A 17,863-nucleotide genomic window follows, 5' to 3' on the forward strand; every position below is an offset into this window, starting at 1 on the left:
GCCCCAAGACACTAACGGAAGGATGATGATTCATGCGGTATCAGTATCTGATTAAAAATGTCACGGTGATCGACGGCAGCGGCGGGCCGCAATACAGCGCGGATGTGGCGGTAAAAGACGATAGGATCGCGGCGATTGCGCCTGCCATAGAGGCCGACGCCGAGGTAGTGATCGACGGGCGAGGCCGGGTGCTGTCGCCGGGATTTATTGACGTGCATACCCACGACGACACCAACGTGATCCGCATGCCCGAGATGCTGCCGAAGATATCGCAGGGCGTGACCACGGTGATTGTCGGCAACTGCGGCATCAGCGCCGCCGGGGCGGTGATCAAAACCGACGTGCCCGACCCGATGAACCTGTTGGGGGAAAAAGCGCACTTCGTTTACCCGACGGTGGCTGACTACCGTCAGCAAGTCGAGGCCGTGACGCCGGCGGTGAATGTGGCGACGCTGATCGGGCACACCACGCTGCGCAATAACCAGATGGACGACCTGTTTCGCCCGGCCAATGCTGAAGAGACTGCCGCCATGCGCGAGCAGTTGCGAACCGCGCTGCAACAGGGCGCTTTGGGGCTGAGCACCGGTCTGGCGTATGCCACGGCGTTCTCGGCACCGACCGAAGAGGTGATGGCGCTGGCGGAGGAATTGGCGGGCGAGCAGGGAATTTACACCACCCACCTGCGCTCGGAGTTTGAACCTATACTCGAGGCGATGGATGAGGCATTTCGCATTGGTCGCCATGGACGGGTGCCGGTGGTGATTTCGCACCATAAATGCGCCGGGGCCAAAAACTGGGGCCGCACGCAGGAAACGCTGAAATTGTTCGATAAGGTGCGCCAGACGCAGGACGTGTCCTGTGACTGTTACCCTTATTCCGCCAGTTCGTCCACGCTGGATTTAAAACAGATCACCGATGAGTTCGACATCGTCATCACCTGGTCCGAACCGCATCCGGAGATGGCGGGGCAATCCTTGCGGGACATTGCCGGAACCTGGTCAATGAGTCTGCATGAAGCCGGCAAGCAACTGATGCCGGCGGGGGCGATTTACTACAACATGGACGAGCAGGATGTGCGCCGGGTATTGAGCTATCCGGTGACCATGGTGGGGTCGGACGGCTTGCCGAACGATCCGATGCCGCATCCGCGCCTGTGGGGCGCTTTCCCCCGGGTGTTGGGCCACTACAGCCGCGATGAAGGCCTGTTTCCGCTCACCGTGGCGGTGCACAAAATGAGTGGCATGTCCGCGGCGCGTTATCAACTGCCGCAGCGTGGGCTGATCAAAACAGGCTACTACGCCGATCTGGTATTGTTTGATGCGCTGACAGTAAAAGACAGCGCGACGTTCAGCCAACCGCAGCAACCCGCCGCAGGGATCGACGCGGTGTGGGTGAACGGCGTACTGAGTTATCAACATCAGGCCGTGACCGGCCTGCGCGCCGGGCGGTTTTTGTGCCGCCAGGGCAACACAATCGACAGGAGCAAGGCATGACGATCAAAAGATACGGCATTGACGGCGGCACCGGGACCGGCGGGCAGCATCTGCCCTTTTCCCGCGCGGTAGAAGCCGGTGGCTGGCTGTATATTTCCGGCCAAACGCCGATGAAAGACGGGGAAGTGGTGGAAGGGGGGATTATCGATCAGTCCCGCCTGGCGATCCAAAACTGCCTGGATATTATGGCGGAAGCGGGATATGGCCTGGAAGATGTGGTGCACGTTAAGGTCATTTTGACCGATGCGCGTTATTTCCAGTCATTCAATAAAGTCTTTCGCGAGTTCTTCGCTGCTCACCCTCCGGCACGGATTTGCGCAGTCGCCGATCTGGTGGTGGATTGCAAAGTCGAAGTGGATATTACCTGCTATAACGCCGCACGTATTCCCCGCTAGAGCGCTTGCCGATTAAAGGGTGGCTTCACCATAATGCCGGTCAGTTAAGCAAAGTTCTGAATAAGAATGTACGACGTTGTTTAAGTGGGCGTCCCCCTCTCCAGAGGGAGAGGGCCGGGGTGAGGGGGCTTTTGCGTTGGTATGTATCCCCTCACCCTAACCCTCTCCCAAAGGAGAGGGGACAATATCGCCTTAACTGACAAGCATTATGGTGAAGCCACCCTTAATCATCATTTCACCACGGCGGTGTAGGTTATTTGCTGACGCGATCGTAGTAGACCATGTCGGCGTTCAGACCCTGCTGATAGCCTTTGACGTTATCGCGCAGCACCACTTCGGTTTTTGCCTGATCGATAAACACATACGGCGAACTGCGCTGCAGTTCCTGCTGCATGGCGGTGTACAGCGCGGTGCGTTTGGCGGGATCGGCTTCGGCCACTGCCGCCAGCGTCTGCTGGCTCAACTGCGGGATCTGCCAGCCGTTGAGGCCCGCGACCGTGCTGGTCTTGCCGTCGTTATAGGCGAAGGCACTGGCGTTGGAGTGGGCGTCGAAGTAGTCCGGGATCCACAGGCGGATCGCCGCCTGATGCTGTCGGGCGCGTACCCGCGAATAGACCTGGCTACCGGCAGCTGGCAACAGTTCCACCTTCACGCCGCCTTCGGCAAAGCTGGCCTGCAGCGCCTGAGCTATGGTGATAAACGGCGGTTTGTTCTCGACGTCCAGCGTCAGCGAGGCATGGGTGATACCTGCCTTGGCCAGAATGGCCTTGGCTTTGGCCGGATCGAAACTGAACGGGTTGTCTTTCAGCGCACCCGGCAGCCCGACCGGCAGGAAGCTCTGGTGCACAAAATACTGGCCCTTCAGCAAATCTTTGGTGATGCCCTGATAGTCGATCAGATAACGCGCCGCTTCCCAGAAGGCCGGGTTTTTCAACAGCGGATTAGCGCTATTGCCAGTGTTGAACACCAGGTAATTCTGCTCGGCAGAGGGGATTTCCAGCACCTTCACGCCGGGCTGATTTTTCAGCGCCACGGTTTGGTCCGGGCCCAACTCGCGCGCCACATCGGCGTCACCCTGCTGGATCAACAGGCGACGAGTGGCGGAGTCCGGCACGCTTTTAATGATGATGCTTTTCAGCAGCGGCTTGCTGCCCGGCGAGCTCGGGTTGGCGTCCAGCACAATCGCCTGATGCGGTTGGTAGACGCGCATTTTAAACGGCCCGCTGCCGGCGGAGTGCATTTTCAACCAGGCGTTGCCGTAGTCGCCGTCTTTGGCGTTAGGCTGCACCGCCTTGCTGTCGACGATCGAGGCGATCGGCGTGGAGAGAATGTTCAGCGCTACCGCCGGGCTGACGTTCGCCGTCCAGCTCAGTTGCAGGCTGTGGTCGTCGATTTTCTTCAGCTGTGCGTCGATGTTGTCCGGCTGCCAGCCGAGTACGTTAAGGATAAACGCCGGCGACTTGTTCATCTTCACCGCGCGGCTGTAGGAAAAAATGACGTCATCGGCGGTCAATGGGTTGCCGGAGGCGAACGTCGCCTGCGGGCGCAGTTTGATGGTCAGGGTTTTGGCCGCCGCATCGCCCTGCCAGCTTTCCGCCAACACCGGCTCCACTTTCGCCGGATCGTCGCGATCCGCCTGCACCAGCCGCTGATACAGGCTGGGAACGGTCTGGATACTCGACAGTTCGTTGGCTTCCGCCGGATCGAGGCTGACGATATCGTCCAGCGATTGCACCACCACCAGCGTATTGGGCGGGGTGGCGGCCAGCGTGGAGGTGGACAGCGCGGCAAGCATTAACAGCGGCAGGACTTTGGCTTTCATCGATGTTTTCCCTTGAATGCACCACAAGAAATTATTGTTATCGTTTGTTTTCACGGCGGTTTCGCCGCCAGAATGCCACGGTAGAACCTTTGCCGACCGCTGACAAAGGCCAATCGGCTATTTGATATGCTTAAAATATATTAGACGGGATCAGGCAGGAGGGGGCGCAGCGTGCTGGATCACTGCGCCCGGCAATGCAGATTAAAGCGTTTCGCTCAGGGTGGCGACCATCACCGCCTTGATGGTGTGCAGACGGTTCTCGGCCTGATCGAACACCACGCTGTGCGCGGATTCGAACACTTCATCGGTCACTTCCATACCGCCGTGCAGCCCGTATTGTTCGGCCATTTGCTTACCGAGCGTGGTCTGATCGTCGTGAAACGCCGGCAGGCAGTGCAGGAATTTGACGTTCGGGTTGCCGGTCAGTTTTACCATCGCCATATTGACCTGATAAGACCTCAGCAGCGCGATACGCTCCTGCCAGGTTTCTTTCGGCTCGCCCATCGAGACCCATACGTCGGTATACAGGAAGTCCGCGTCCTTCACCCCTTCGGCAATGTCTTCGGTCAGGGTGATCTTGGCGCCGGTCTGTTTTGCCAATGCCTGGCACTCTGCCACCAGCTCAGGCTGCGGCCAGCAAGCTTTCGGCGCCACCAGCCGCAGGTCCATGCCCGCCAACGCGGCAGCTTCCAGCAGGGTGTTGCCCATGTTGTTGCGGGTGTCGCCAAGGTAGGCGAGTTTCACCTCGCTCAGCGGCTTGCCCGGCAGTTGTTCTTGCACCGTGAGCAGGTCCGCCAGCAACTGGGTCGGGTGGAACTCGTTGGTCAGCCCGTTCCACACCGGCACGCCGGCGTGGTTGGCCAGGGTTTCCACCAGTGCCTGACCATAACCGCGGTATTGAATACCGTCATACATCCGGCCCAGCACCCGGGCGGTGTCCTTCATCGACTCTTTATGGCCGATCTGGCTGCCGCTTGGGCCCAGATAGGTGACCTGAGCGCCCTGATCGAAAGCGGCAACTTCGAAAGAGCATCGGGTACGGGTCGAGTCTTTTTCGAAGATGAGCGCAATGTTTTTGCCCTGCAGGTGGCGTGTTTCCTGGCCTTTACGCTTGGCCTGCTTCAACTCGGCGGCAAGCTGCAGCAGCGCCAGAAGCTCCGCCGGGGTGAAATCCATTAACCTTAGGAAGTGACGTTTGTAGAACGGGTTTATGCTACTCATTGCCGTGTATCCTGATTGTTGTTATTGAATTAAAATTCACTTTATATGTATGAATATTCAATTTCAACCCCGCAGGAGAAATCTTTCACGTTTATCGTGGAAGCAATGCCGACGGTGTGTGAAAATAGAAGCAATACAGGCCATTTGACTTGAGGATATAGGCATGGCAAACCGCGAACAGCTAGAAGAACAACGTGAAGAGACCCGCCTGATCATCGAAGAACTGCTGGAAGACGGCAGCGATCCGGAAGCGCTCTACACCATCGAACACCACCTTTCTGCTGAGAAGTTTGAAGTGCTGGAGCAGGCCGCCGTTGAAGCCTTCAAGTTGGGCTACGAAGTGACCGACGCCGAAGAGCTGGAAGTGGAAGACGGTACCCTGGTGATGTGCTGTGACGTGATCAGCGAAATCGGCCTGAACGCCGAGCTGATCGACACTCAGGTAGAGCAACTGGTGGCGCTGGCAGCACGTTGCGGCGTCAACTACGACGGTTGGGGCACCTACTTTGAAGATCCGAACGGCGAAGAAGGTGACGACGACGAAGAAGGTGACTTCATCGACGAAGACGACGACGGTAAACGCCATTAATCAACTCTGTGGGCCAACATTCGTTGGCCCCTGATAAGAACACATGAAATACCAATCTCTGTTAGCCCCGATTTTAAACTTCCTGCACTGCGAAACCCCAGACGCCTGGATTGATGTCGCGCGCCGCCCGGAAAACCTGCCGCTGTTGCTGACCGACCATATGGTGTGTGAGCTGAAAGCGGCGCAGACCGGCATGTGGCTGATCCGCCGTTACGTGGCAGACAAGGAGAGCGGCGATGCCCTGTTGGCCTTGCTCAGGCCTTACGAAGCGTTTCTGCATGAAGCGCAGGGCGTGCCGGAAGCCTTGTTCCAGCAAAACAATTTCACCCGCAAGATCTTGCCGAAAAACGGCTCGGCCTACGGCCAGGATCTGGCGGACAGGATGGTGCTGCTGATCAAAGAAGAGCTGCATCATTTCTCGCAGGTGTTGGAGATCATGATGGCGCGGCAGATCCCGTATAAAAAGATCACCGCCAGCCGCTATGCCAAAGGCATGATCCGTGAGATCCGCACCCACGATCCGGCCACGTTGATTGATAAGCTGATCTGCGGCGCCTATATCGAAGCCCGCTCCTGCGAACGCTTTGCCCGACTGGCACCGCATCTGGACGACGAGTTAAACCGTTTCTACGTTTCGCTGCTGCGTTCTGAGGCGCGCCACTATCAGGATTACCTGCAGCTTGCCCAACAGATTGCTGGTGGCGACATCAGTGAGCGGATCGCCCACTTCGGCCGCATTGAAGCAGAGCTTATCCAAACGCCGGACAGCGAGTTGCGCTTCCACAGCGGCGTGCCCGCCATCGCCTGACAGCCGGGCGCCCGCGAAATAAGTTACGCCGGTGCGCCCAGCAGTAAATCCACCGCTTTTTCCGCCAGCATAATGGTCGGCGCATTGGTGTTACCGCTGGTGACCTGCGGCATCACCGAGCAGTCGATCACCCGCAGCCGCTCAAAGCCATGCACCCGCAGTTGCAGATCGGTCACCGAGTCCTGCGGGGATTGCCCCATGCGGCAACTGCCCACCGGGTGATACACCGTCTTGCAGAAGTTGCGCACGAACTCTTCCAACTGGGCCTCATCGTTCAGCCACGCCGGCTGCGGCATCAGCAGATCTTTGATAATGGGTTTGAGGGCGGCGGTTTGCAGGAAGCGCAGGCCGAATTTCACGGCGCGCACGCTGCCGGCCAGATCTTCCGGGTGACCGAGGTAGTTGGCGTGCAGCTTCACCGGATCGCGCGGATCGCGGCTGCGCAGCAAGACTTCACCGCGCGCCCTGGGTTGCAGATAACCGACCTTGAGCGTGAAACCGTGGATGTTGGGCAGCGGTTCGCCGGGTACGTTATCCCAGCTGTCGAGCATTGGCAGAAAGTGGATCTGCACGTCGGGCCTGCCGTTGCCCTGGCTGTCGGTGAAGGCCGCACCTTCCAGCACGTTAGAGCTCAACACGCCGCTGCGAAACGCCAGCCATTCGGTGCCGTGGCGTAGCGCCTGCAGCCCGCGATCGGCCCCATACAGACTGATGGGTTCCCGGGTGCTGACGTTGATCGACATATGCAGATGATCGTGGAAGTTCTTGCCCACCGGCAGGTCGGCGAGCGGTTCGATGCCCAACTGTTGCAGATGTTCGCGCGGCCCAATGCCTGACAGCATCAGGATCTTCGGCGATCCTACCGCGCCGGCGCTGAGGATCACTTCCTTTGCCGCATGCGCGGTGACTTCGGCACCGCCGTTTTGGCTATACACCACGCCGGTGGCGACGTTGTTGTCCAATACCACTCGGTGCACCAGCGCATTCAGTTTCACCACCAGGCGTTGGTCGTTGCGCACCGCTTTCAGGTAGGTGCGTGCAGTGCTGGCACGTTCGCCGTTATGGGTCGTGGTCTGGTAGAAGCCGACGCCGTGCTGGCTGTCGCCGTTGAAGTCGTTGCGGTAGGGTAAATCCAGCTCCTGACCGGCGCGGATAAACGCCATGCTGAGCGGGTGCCGGTAGCGGTTCTCACTGACCGGCAGCAGGCCCTCGCCGCCGTGATAGGCGTCGGACAGGCTCTCGTTGGCCTCGGCACGTTTGAAATAGGGCAGCACGTCCTGATAGCCCCAGCCGACGCAGCCATAGCGTTCGGCCCACTCGTCGTAATCCTGCCGCTGGCCACGTATATAGATCATGCCGTTGACCGAGCTGCTGCCGCCCAACACCTTGCCCTGGGCGATCTGCATGCGGCGGTTGTTGGCGTGCGGCTCTGGCTCGGTTTCGTACGGCCAGCTTTTTTTGGCGATGATCTTCGCCACGCCGGCCGGCATCTTGATGAACAAATTATTGTCGTCGCCACCGGCCTCCAGCAGCAATACCCGCGCCTGAGTGCGGCGGATCAACTGCGCCGCCAGTACGCAGCCGGCGGAACCTGCGCCGACAATGATGTAATCAAAAGCATTTTCCGACATAACTGTTCCCTGTGCGATTGCGGCATGAGCCTGTCATGGCAGAGTATCGCAAGCGGAAGGCAGGTCAATTTGAAATCGTTAATTTGTTAATGAATATCACAAAAAATGTTTTAAATTTAATTCATCTTATTGATTTTTATATGTAATAAATAATATAACCATATTAATATATTTGTTATTATTAGCAATGTATGTACCCGAGGGAGAGAAATACGCAGTGATCAATATCCGGCGCATTGTTTCTAAACGGAATAATCAATATGAGACTTATCCGAGTGGGAAACAGGATGTCAGAGCAAAAATGCTGCTATATGATGAGCCACTCTATGGTTGGATAAGATATTAAGAAATATGGACATTTCGATTAATAAATCTAATTATTTAAAAGGGATTGCCATCATTTTGATGCTGATCCATCACCTGTTCGCTTACCCCCTCAGAATAAGTCCGGATATCCCGGTTTATCATATTGTTAATAGCGTTGATCTCGAAATGTATCTTGGCCTGTTCGGCAAGATTTGCGTGTCGATGTTCCTGTTTTTATCCGGTTACGGATTTTCGCTGAAAAAAGAAGTGTCGGTTAAATATATCTGGGGCAAGCTGAAGAACTTATATATTAGCTATTGGATAGTGTTATTTATCTTTGTGCCGATCGGCATTCTCTTCTTTCCGGGAGAAAGGTATAGCTTTTCCCTGCCGCTGTTTCTCGAAAACCTGATTGGCATTAAATCCACGTATAACAGCGAGTGGTGGTTCTTCAAACTCTATGTGCTGTACGTGCTTTCTCTGCCGCTGTTGTCGCGGCTGAATATCTATCCTCTGCTGGGAGTGCTGTTTCTGGCGGCGCTGTGCGGCCGAGGGTTGCAGTATTTCGCCTGGACACCCGAAATCTTGATCGAGTACTGCACCTGGCTGTTGCCTTTCGGCTTTGGCATGGTGTTTGGCCGCAGCAAGCAAATGCCGGCGGACTTCTGGCTGGCGAAGCTGATTGTTACCCTGAGCCGTACCCATCCGCTGATCTTGCTGATGGTGACGGTGGCGGTGTTTATCGTCGCCCATAATCCGGGGCTGTTGCTGGCGACGCCGCTGTTTATTATCGCGATGATGAAAACCGCAGACGGCCTGGGCAGCACGGTGAATCGGGCTGTGGGGGAGCTGGGCAAGCATTCGATGTACATGTGGCTGACCCACAGCTTCTACTGCTATTACTTCGCTCAAAAGCTGATTTTTGCGCCGCGCTATACGCCGCTGATCCTGCTGCTGCTGATTGTGGTGTCCTACCTGACCAGCCTGGTGCTGAGCCGGATTGAAGGGGTTATCAAGGGCAGGGTAACGGCGTAGAGACGCTGCATGCTGCGCCCGTGATGAGCGCGGGCGCAGCAGCAAGATTAAAGCGTTTTCAGCATGGTGACTTCGCAATCAACGTGGCCGGTGGTGCCCATGGCGTGGTCGATGTGTTCGAAACCCAGATGCTCATACAGGCCGATGGCCTGCGTCAGGCTGGCGGTGGTTTCCAAATAACAACAGCGGAAGCCCTGTTGACGGGCGAACTCCAGTGCCTGCAGCGCCAGGCGTTTTGCCAGGCCCTGGCCGCGCAAGATCGGCAGGAAATACATTTTCTGTAATTCGCAAATATCGTCTTCACCGCCCTGCAGCGGAGCCACGCCGCCGCCGCCGGCAATCTGGCCATCGACTTCTATCACCCAATAAGCGCTGCGTGGCAGGCTGTAGAGCTGATACAAGACGTCCAGATTGGGGTCGGAAACGGTATAGCCTTTGTCCGCCGTCAAACCGTGCTCGGCGGAGACTTCGCGAATGACATTAGCCATAGCGGCGTTGTCGTCAGCCGTTATTGGGCGCACCAGAAGACGCACTGGGGTTGCTGTTGTCATGTTTACACTCGCCATAAGAAGAACCTTTGTGGTTCCGAAATTTCATTTTTGTTGCAGACAAAAACGCGCCGGGTTTATAACCCGGCGGCGTCCATGCAGCATTAATACCCGTTATCTTTCAAGTTGCAGCGTTGTTACCTGCACTCGCTCACCCCAGTTACTTACTAAAGTAAGCGCCTGGGGATGAGCGAGCTGGCCGCCTAGCTGCAACTTGAAAGCTATAGGGTAAAACTTGTAATAACATCTAAAGCGGGCCGGATGCAACGGCAATAAAAAAACAGCGGGGAAGTCCCCGCTGTTTTTAACAGTTGCAGCGAACCGACAGATTACAGCGCGGCGATGGTCGCCTGCTGTTCCTGCAGCTTCACTTTGCCTTCTTTGCAGGCTGCCAGACGTTCGCGCTCTTTGGCGACCACGGCTTCCGGCGCGCGCGCCACAAAGCCTTCGTTTGCCAGCTTGCCTTCGATTGAGGCGATTTCTGCATCCAGCTTGCCCATTTCTTTCGACAGACGCGCGATTTCGGCGTCTTTATCGATAAAGCCGGCCATAGGGATCAGCAGCTCGGCGCCGTCCACCAGTTTGGTGACCGAGACCGGGCCTTTGTCACCCGCAGGCAGCAGGGCGATAGACTCCAGACGCGCCAGACGCTCGATAAAGCTCTGGTTCTCCTGCACGCGACGCTGGGCGTCGGCACTGCAGTTGCGCAGCAGCACTTCCAACTGTTTGCTCGGGGCGATGTTCATCTCGGCGCGGATGTTACGCACCGCGGTGATCGCCTGCTTGATCCACTCCAGATCGTTGAGCGCCTGCGCGTCTTCCAACGCGGCGTCGTACTCTGGGAACGGCTGCAGCATGATGGTGTCTGCGGTTTCGCCGGTCAGGGTTTTCACGCGCTGCCAGATGGTTTCGGTAATGAACGGGATCACCGGGTGCGCCAGGCGCAGCAGGGCTTCCAGCACGGTGATCAGCGTGTGGCGGGTGCCGCGCTGTTCCGCTTCGCTGCCGTTGCTCACCACCGGCTTGGTCAGCTCCAGGTACCAGTCACAGAACTGGTTCCAGGTGAATTCATACAGGATGTTGGCGGCCAGATCGAAGCGGTAAGTGTCCAGCGCTTCGCGGTATGCCTTCACCGTACGGTTGAATTCGGCCAGGATCCAGCGGTCCGCCAGCGACAGCACTTTCTCGCCGCCGTTGAAGCCGCAGTCTTGGCCTTCCGCGTTCATCAGCACGAAGCGGCTGGCGTTCCACAGCTTGTTACAGAAGTTGCGGTAGCCTTCCAGGCGTTTCATGTCCCAGTTAATGTCACGGCCGGTAGAGGCCAGCGCCGCCAGGGTGAAGCGCAGGGCGTCGGTACCGTGCGGCTCGATGCCGTTCGGGAATTGTTTCTCGGTGCGCTTGCGGATTTTCTCCGCCAGCTGCGGCTGCATCATGTTGCCGGTGCGTTTTTCCAGCAGGTCTTCCAGCGAGATGCCGTCAACCATGTCCAGCGGGTCGATCACGTTGCCTTTCGACTTGGACATCTTCTGCCCTTCGTCGTCGCGGATCAGACCGGTCATGTAGACCGTTTTGAACGGCACCTGCGGCTTGCCGTTTTCGTCCTTCATAAAGTGCATGGTCAGCATGATCATGCGCGCAATCCAGAAGAAGATGATGTCGAAGCCGCTGACCATCACGCTGGTCGGGTGGAAGGTTTTCAGCGCGTCGGTCTGCTCTGGCCAGCCCAGGGTTGAGAAGGTCCACAGGCCGGAAGAGAACCAGGTGTCCAGCACGTCTTCGTCCTGAGTCAGCACCACGTCGGCACCCAGGTTGCTCTCGCTGCGCACTTCTTCTTCGCTGCGGCCCACGTAGACTTTGCCGTTCACGTCGTACCAGGCCGGGATACGGTGACCCCACCACAGCTGACGGGAGATACACCAGTCCTGAATGTCGCGCATCCAGCTGAAGTACATGTTTTCGTACTGCTTCGGCACGAACTGAATTTCGCCTTGCTCAACCGCTTCCACCGCCACTTTCGCCAGCGGGGCGGTACGCACGTACCATTGGTCGGTCAGCATAGGTTCGATCACCACGCCGCCGCGGTCGCCGTAAGGCACCGTCAGGTCGTGCGGTTTGATCTCTTCCAGTAAACCCAGCTCTTCAAAGGCGGCAACCACCGCTTTACGCGCCGCGAAACGCTCCAGGCCACGGAACTGGGCCGGGATTTCGTTGCAGTAATCGGTACAGATTTCGCCGAGGGTGTTGAACACTTCCGCTTCCTGACGGATATCGCCGTCGAAAGTCAGGATGTTGATCATCGGCAGGCCGTGACGTTTACCGACTTCGTAGTCGTTAAAGTCGTGCGCCGGGGTGATTTTCACGCAGCCGGTGCCTTTTTCCATATCGGCGTGCTCGTCACCGACGATGCGGATGCGACGGCCTACCAGCGGCAGAATGATTTCTTTGCCGATCAAATCCTTGTAGCGCGGATCTTCCGGGTTTACCGCCACACCGGTATCACCGAGCACGGTTTCCGGACGGGTGGTAGCGACCACCAGGTAATCTTTGCCTTCGGCGGTTTTGGCGCCGTCAGCCAGCGGGTAGCGCAGGTGCCACATGGAGCCTTTGGACTCGCGGTTTTCCACTTCCAGATCGGAGATGGCGGTGCGCAGTTTCGGATCCCAGTTCACCAGGCGTTTGCCGCGGTAGATCAGATCTTCTTTGTGCAGGCGGACAAACACTTCGCGGACCGCGTTGGACAGGCCTTCGTCCATGGTGAAGCGTTCGCGCTCCCAGTCCACGGAGTTGCCCAGACGGCGCATCTGGCGGGTGATGGTGCCGCCGGATTCCGCTTTCCACTGCCAGATTTTGTCGATGAACGCGTCGCGGCCATAGTCATGGCGGGTTTTGTTTTCTTCTGCGGCGATCTTGCGCTCAACCACCATCTGGGTGGCGATACCGGCATGGTCGGTACCGGCCTGCCACAGGGTGTTTTTACCCTGCATGCGCTGGTAACGGATCATGGTGTCCATGATGGTCTGCTGGAAGGCGTGGCCCATGTGCAGGCTGCCGGTGACGTTCGGCGGCGGGATCATGATGCAGAAGCTTTCCTGGCTAGTATCACCATTTGGCTTGAAGTAACCCTGGTTTTCCCAGTGATCGTACAGCTTCTGTTCGATCTCTTTCGGGTCGTAGGCGGTATCGAGATGACTGTTTGTCTTTTCCATTTTATATCGTTGTTCAGTGAGTTGGCGGCGTTGCCGTGGTCAAATGGAAGCCGACGCTGCGATAGGCTTTATATCGGTCGCGCGCCAACTGTTTTAAGGTGTCTTCGTAAGGGACGAAGTCTACCACTTCATGGAAAGCAGTAGCAAAATCTGCAAACTGCGGCAGCAGGGCAATCAGCAGGTCACGCGGTGAATTGCCACGTTTGCCGGGCCAGCACAGCTCGACCGGGGCACCGTAGTGCGGCCCTTCGCCGGCCAGGTTGTGCGGCACGAACTGGTGCGGATCGCGCTGCCACAGCGCTTCGTCCAACCGCTGGGCCTGTTCCTGGCTTTCGCAGGCGATCAACACCCGCTTGCCGGAACGCCAGCGTTCGGCAGCAACGGCGCAGGCCACGGCCTCATGGGCGCTGAGCGCGCCTGCCGGTTCCGCGTGTTCAATTAAATAGAACGTTGCCTGTTTCATGATCTGATTCACCGCTGCCAATAAAAAATGTAGGGGCACAGCATGCTGTGCCCCTCGGGATTATACCTGAATTACCGCTCAGATTTAATCGTCGCCGTTCAGCCCCGCACGGTTGAGCAGGAACTGAGATAGCAAGGCGACCGGACGACCGGTTGCGCCTTTGGCCTTGCCGGAACGCCAGGCGGTGCCGGCGATATCCAGGTGCGCCCAGCTGTACTTGCGGGTAAAGCGCGACAGGAAGCAGGCTGCGGTGATAGCCCCGCCCGGACGGCCGCCAATGTTCGCCATATCGGCAAAATTGGAGTCCAGCTGCTCGTAGTACTCGTCGGACATCGGCAAGCGCCACGCGCGGTCACCGGCCTGTTCGGACGCGCCGATCAGTTCGTGTGCCAGCGGGTTGTGGTTCGACATCAGGCCGGTGATGTGGTGGCCCAGCGCGATCACGCAGGCGCCGGTCAGGGTGGCAACGTCAATCACCAGCTCCGGATCGAAACGCTCAACGTAGGTCAGGGTGTCGCACAGCACCAGGCGGCCTTCGGCGTCGGTGTTCAACACCTCGACGGTCTGGCCGGACATGGTGGTCAGCACGTCGCCCGGACGATAAGCGCTGCCGCCCGGCATGTTTTCACAGCCGGCCAGTACGCCGATCACGTTCAGCGGCAGGTTCAGTTCCGCCACCACGCGCATCACGCCGTACACGGTGGCGGCGCCACACATGTCGTACTTCATCTCGTCCATGCTGTCGGCAGGTTTGATCGAGATGCCGCCGGAGTCGAAGGTCAGCCCTTTACCCACCAGCACAATCGGCTTGGCGTCCGGGTTTGGGTTGCCTTTGTATTCCATCACCGACATCAGCGATTCGTTCTGCGACCCTGCGCCAACCGCCAGATAGGCGTTCATCCCCAGCTCTTTCATCTGCTGTTCGCCGATGACGCGGGTGGTGATGTTGGTGCTGAAGGCATCCGCCAGTTGACGAGCCTGAGAGGCCAGGTAGCCGGCGTTACAGATGTTCGGCGGCATATTGCCGAGATCTTTCGCTGCCTTGATACCGGAAGAGACGGCCAGACCGTGCTGGATAGCGCGTTCACCGCTGGTGAGCTCACGGCGGGTCGGCACGTTGAACACCATTTTACGCAGCGGACGGCGCGGCTCCACTTTATTGCTTTTCAGCTGATCGAAGGTGTAGAGCGTTTCTTTTGCGGTTTCCACCGCCTGGCGCACCTTCCAGTAAGTGTTGCGGCCTTTCACGTGCAGCTCGGTCAGGAAGCAGACCGCTTCCATGGAGCCGGTGTCGTTAAGGGTATTGATGGTTTTTTGAATCACCTGTTTGTACTGGCGTTCATCGAGCTCGCGCTCTTTGCCACAACCAATCAACAGGATGCGTTCGGAGAGAATGTTAGGTACATGGTGCAGCAGTAACGTCTGCCCGACTTTACCTTCCAGTTCGCCACGGCGCAGCAAAGCGCTGATATAACCATCACTGATTTTGTCGAGTTGTTCTGCGATAGGGGACAAGCGGCGCGGTTCGAAAACGCCGACTACAATACAGGCACTGCGCTGTTTTTCCGGGCTACCGCTTTTTACACTGAACTCCATGCACTCTCCTGAATCTTAAAGACAAAGGCAGGCGCTACGGCTAGAATAACGTACTCCGTAACGATCTCCCGCCATTGAGTTAACTAACTATGTTAACCTGAACGGCGTAAATTGCTCTGTTTTGGCGACTATAAGCAAGTTCCTATAGGACACCCAAATGCTAGATGTTGTAATACTATTTTAGCTGTGTTGGTTGCCATATGATGAGAATAAATGGCGGATTAGCGATGAAACTATCGATTTTCCTGCAAAAAGACAAGTTTTCACAGGCGTAATAAGCGTGATCATCATAAGATATCTGGTACGGGAAACGCTAAAGAGCCAAATCGCGATCCTTTTCATCCTGCTTCTGATCTTCTTTTGTCAGAATCTGGTCAAGGTGTTAGGCGATGCGGTGGACGGCGATGTCCCGACAAATTTAGTCCTTTCTTTGCTCGCATTGGGTGTGCCGAAGATGGCGCAGCTAATCCTGCCATTAAGCCTGTTTCTCGGCTTATTGATGACGCTTGGGCGGCTGTATACCGACAGCGAAATCACCGTGATGCACGCCTGCGGGCTGGGTAAACGCACCCTGATCATCGCCGCGATGGTACTGGCGCTGATCACCTCTGCCGTGGCGGCGGTCAACGTGTTCTGGGCCGGGCCCATGGCCTCGCGCTATCAGGACGTGGTGATCAGCGAAGCCAAAGCCAACCCCAGCATCGCCGGGCTGGCGGAAGGGCAGTTCAAACCTTCGCAAGACGGCAACGCGGTGCTGTTTATCGGCAACGTAAAAGGCAGCACCTTCAACGACGTGTTTCTGGCGCAACTGCGGCCGAACGGCAACCAACGCCCATCCGTGGTGGTGGCCGAGCACGGCAAGATCAACCAGATGAAAGACGGTTCGCAGGTGGTGACGCTGGACAAAGGCACCCGCTTCGAAGGCACCGCGCTGCTGCGTGACTTCCGCATTACCGATTTCAACGACTATAAAGCAGTGGTCGGCCACCGTGCGGTCGCCGTGGACGGCAACCAGGCCGAGCAGATGTCGATGCAGACGCTGCTGGCGTCTGACGATCCGGACGCCCGCGCCGAGTTCCACTGGCGCCTGACGCTGGTGCTTTCCGTGGTGATCATGGCGCTGTTGGTGGTACCGCTCAGCGTGGTCAACCCACGTCAGGGCCGCGTGCTGAGCATGCTGCCGGCCATCCTGCTGTATTTGATTTTCTTCCTGCTGCAGACGTCGCTGCGTTCCAACGGCGGCAAGGGCAAGCTGGACCCGATGATATGGCTTTGGGTGGTCAACGCGGCGTACTTTGCTATCGCGCTGGCGCTAAACCTGTGGGATACGGTGCCGATGCGCAAGCTGCGTGCACGCCTGAGAGGAGCGGCCTGATGTTTGGCGTTTTAGACCGATATATCGGTAAGACGATTTTCAACACCATCATCATGACGTTGTTCATGCTGGTGTCGCTTTCCGGCATCATCAAGTTCGTCGACCAGCTGCGTAAAGTGGGCCAGGGCGAGTACACGGCGCTGAGCGCCGGGATGTTTACCCTGCTGAGCGTACCGAAAGACATCGAGATCTTCTTCCCGATGGCGGCGCTGCTGGGCGCACTGCTCGGGCTGGGCCAACTGGCGACGCGCAGTGAACTGGTGGTGATGCAGGCTTCCGGCTTTACCCGCATGCAGATCGCCGGCTCGGTGATGAAAACCGCTATCCCGCTGGTGCTGTTGACCATGGCGATTGGCGAGTGGGTGGCCCCGCAGGGCGACCAGATGGCGCGCAACTACCGTGCGCAGCAGATGTACGGCGGTTCGCTGCTTTCTACCAAAAACGGCCTGTGGGCGAAGGACGGCAACGACTTCATCTACATTGAGCGCGTGGCAGGCGAGAAAGAGCTTTCCGGCGTCAATATCTACCACTTCAACGACCAGCGCAGGCTGGAGACGGTGCGCTATGCCGCCACCGCCAGCTTTGAAGACGGGGTGTGGAAGCTTTCGCAGGTGGATACCTCTGACCTGACCAATGAAAAGCAGGTGACCGGCACTCAGACGCTGACCGGCGAATGGAAAACCAACCTGACCCCGGACAAACTGGGCGTGGTGGCGCTGGACCCAACCTCGCTTTCGATCAGCGGCCTGCACAACTACGTGAAGTACCTGAAACAGAGTGGCCAGGAAGCCAACCGCTACCAGCTGAACATGTGGAGCAAAGTGTTCTCGCCGCTTTCCGTCGCGGTGATGATGCTGATGGCGCTGTCGTTCATCTTCGGGCCGCTGCGCAGCGTACCGATGGGCGTGCGTGTGGTGACCGGTATCAGCTTCGGCTTCCTGTTCTACGTGCTGGACCAGATATTCGGCCCGCTGAGCCTGGTGTACAACATGCCGCCGGTACTGGGCGCGTTGCTGCCAAGCATGCTGTTCCTGCTGATCAGCGTGTATATGCTGCTAAAACGCAAGTAGCGGTACGACAGACGATTTAAAAAGGCGTAGCCATGCGGTTACGCCTTTTTTGTTTCTGGCGCCTCTGGGACGCGTTGTTGCTGATATCGCTACGCACAGGCGCACATTAATCGCCGATGTCATCCGTAGGGGCGCTGCACGCGGCGCCCGTGTCGTTTATCACAGTTATCCCCGATGTCATCCGTAGGGGCGCCGTATGCTGCGCCCATGTCGTTTGCCACAGGTATCCCAATCGACAAGCCTTACTTCGCCCAAAAAACGAACCCAATGTGACCCCGGCGACGATTTTTTCAGCACTTAACTCA

General features: G+C 57.5%; 14 protein-coding genes. 7 read left to right on the forward strand and 7 right to left on the reverse strand.

What is annotated here, in order from left to right; translation table 11 throughout:
* The first annotated feature begins 32 nt into the window (after nucleotides 1-32).
* Nucleotides 33-1,493, forward strand: a complete 1,461-nt coding sequence (locus ACGS9J_RS17375; RefSeq protein ID WP_442232081.1) for an N-acyl-D-amino-acid deacylase family protein — start codon at nucleotides 33-35, stop codon at nucleotides 1,491-1,493.
* The gene (locus tag ACGS9J_RS17380) at nucleotides 1,490-1,888 is read left to right on the forward strand and encodes a RidA family protein (protein WP_020825011.1); all 399 of its coding nucleotides are present in this window, start codon (nucleotides 1,490-1,492) and stop codon (nucleotides 1,886-1,888) included. The genes ACGS9J_RS17375 and ACGS9J_RS17380 overlap by 4 nt, the downstream gene beginning before the upstream one ends.
* Nucleotides 1,889-2,141: 253 nt before the next feature.
* Here ACGS9J_RS17380 and ACGS9J_RS17385 read toward each other — a convergent pair whose 3' ends face one another.
* Both ACGS9J_RS17385 and argF read right to left on the reverse strand, forming a co-directional pair.
* On the reverse strand, nucleotides 2,142-3,710 hold the full coding sequence (locus tag ACGS9J_RS17385; protein WP_442232082.1) for an ABC transporter substrate-binding protein: 1,569 nt from the start codon (nucleotides 3,708-3,710) through the stop codon (nucleotides 2,142-2,144).
* A 201-nt stretch (nucleotides 3,711-3,911) separates the two neighbouring features.
* Complete coding sequence (gene argF / locus ACGS9J_RS17390) at nucleotides 3,912-4,931, reverse strand: ornithine carbamoyltransferase (protein WP_442232083.1); 1,020 nt, start codon at nucleotides 4,929-4,931, stop codon at nucleotides 3,912-3,914.
* Between the two features lie 163 nt (nucleotides 4,932-5,094).
* Here argF and rraB point away from each other — a divergent pair, with 163 nt between their 5' ends.
* Nucleotides 5,095-5,520 (forward strand): ribonuclease E inhibitor RraB, encoded by a 426-nt coding sequence (rraB, locus tag ACGS9J_RS17395; protein ID WP_217331498.1) that lies wholly within the window; start codon nucleotides 5,095-5,097, stop codon nucleotides 5,518-5,520.
* A gap of 43 nt (nucleotides 5,521-5,563) precedes the next feature.
* Nucleotides 5,564-6,328, forward strand: coding sequence for a tRNA isopentenyl-2-thiomethyl-A-37 hydroxylase MiaE (gene miaE, locus ACGS9J_RS17400; RefSeq protein ID WP_442232084.1), 765 nt, complete (start codon nucleotides 5,564-5,566; stop codon nucleotides 6,326-6,328).
* A 23-nt stretch (nucleotides 6,329-6,351) separates the two neighbouring features.
* Here the strand turns inward: miaE and ACGS9J_RS17405 are convergent, their stop codons facing one another.
* Entirely contained in the window at nucleotides 6,352-7,959 is a 1,608-nt protein-coding gene (locus tag ACGS9J_RS17405; RefSeq protein WP_442232085.1) for a GMC family oxidoreductase, read from the reverse strand.
* Between the two features lie 351 nt (nucleotides 7,960-8,310).
* Here ACGS9J_RS17405 and ACGS9J_RS17410 point away from each other — a divergent pair, with 351 nt between their 5' ends.
* The gene (locus ACGS9J_RS17410) at nucleotides 8,311-9,300 is read left to right on the forward strand and encodes an acyltransferase family protein (RefSeq protein ID WP_442232086.1); all 990 of its coding nucleotides are present in this window, start codon (nucleotides 8,311-8,313) and stop codon (nucleotides 9,298-9,300) included.
* 47 nt (nucleotides 9,301-9,347) lie between these two features.
* Here ACGS9J_RS17410 and ACGS9J_RS17415 read toward each other — a convergent pair whose 3' ends face one another.
* The 4 genes from ACGS9J_RS17415 to pepA form a co-directional block, all read right to left on the reverse strand.
* Nucleotides 9,348-9,851: a GNAT family N-acetyltransferase gene (locus ACGS9J_RS17415; RefSeq protein WP_442232087.1), complete on the reverse strand. Its 504-nt coding sequence runs from the start codon at nucleotides 9,849-9,851 to the stop codon at nucleotides 9,348-9,350.
* A 326-nt stretch (nucleotides 9,852-10,177) separates the two neighbouring features.
* Complete coding sequence (locus ACGS9J_RS17420; protein ID WP_442232088.1) at nucleotides 10,178-13,054, reverse strand: valine--tRNA ligase; 2,877 nt, start codon at nucleotides 13,052-13,054, stop codon at nucleotides 10,178-10,180.
* A 13-nt stretch (nucleotides 13,055-13,067) separates the two neighbouring features.
* Nucleotides 13,068-13,517 carry a DNA polymerase III subunit chi gene (locus ACGS9J_RS17425; RefSeq protein WP_012005017.1) on the reverse strand — a complete coding sequence of 150 codons (450 nt, stop codon included), beginning with the start codon at nucleotides 13,515-13,517 and terminating at the stop codon, nucleotides 13,068-13,070.
* Nucleotides 13,518-13,601: 84 nt separating this feature from the next.
* The gene (gene pepA, locus ACGS9J_RS17430) at nucleotides 13,602-15,113 is read right to left on the reverse strand and encodes a leucyl aminopeptidase (protein ID WP_044554022.1); all 1,512 of its coding nucleotides are present in this window, start codon (nucleotides 15,111-15,113) and stop codon (nucleotides 13,602-13,604) included.
* Nucleotides 15,114-15,393: 280 nt separating this feature from the next.
* On the opposite strand from pepA, the gene lptF reads away from it, so the two are divergent.
* Both lptF and lptG read left to right on the forward strand, forming a co-directional pair.
* On the forward strand, nucleotides 15,394-16,488 hold the full coding sequence (lptF, locus tag ACGS9J_RS17435; protein WP_442232089.1) for an LPS export ABC transporter permease LptF: 1,095 nt from the start codon (nucleotides 15,394-15,396) through the stop codon (nucleotides 16,486-16,488).
* The gene (gene lptG, locus ACGS9J_RS17440) at nucleotides 16,488-17,558 is read left to right on the forward strand and encodes an LPS export ABC transporter permease LptG (protein WP_020825022.1); all 1,071 of its coding nucleotides are present in this window, start codon (nucleotides 16,488-16,490) and stop codon (nucleotides 17,556-17,558) included. Before lptF ends, lptG begins: the two co-directional genes overlap by 1 nt.
* Nucleotides 17,559-17,863 lie beyond the last annotated feature (305 nt).

Origin of the sequence: Serratia quinivorans, assembly GCF_052113645.1 — a bacterium.
Taxonomy (GTDB): Bacteria; Pseudomonadota; Gammaproteobacteria; order Enterobacterales; family Enterobacteriaceae; genus Serratia; species Serratia quinivorans_B.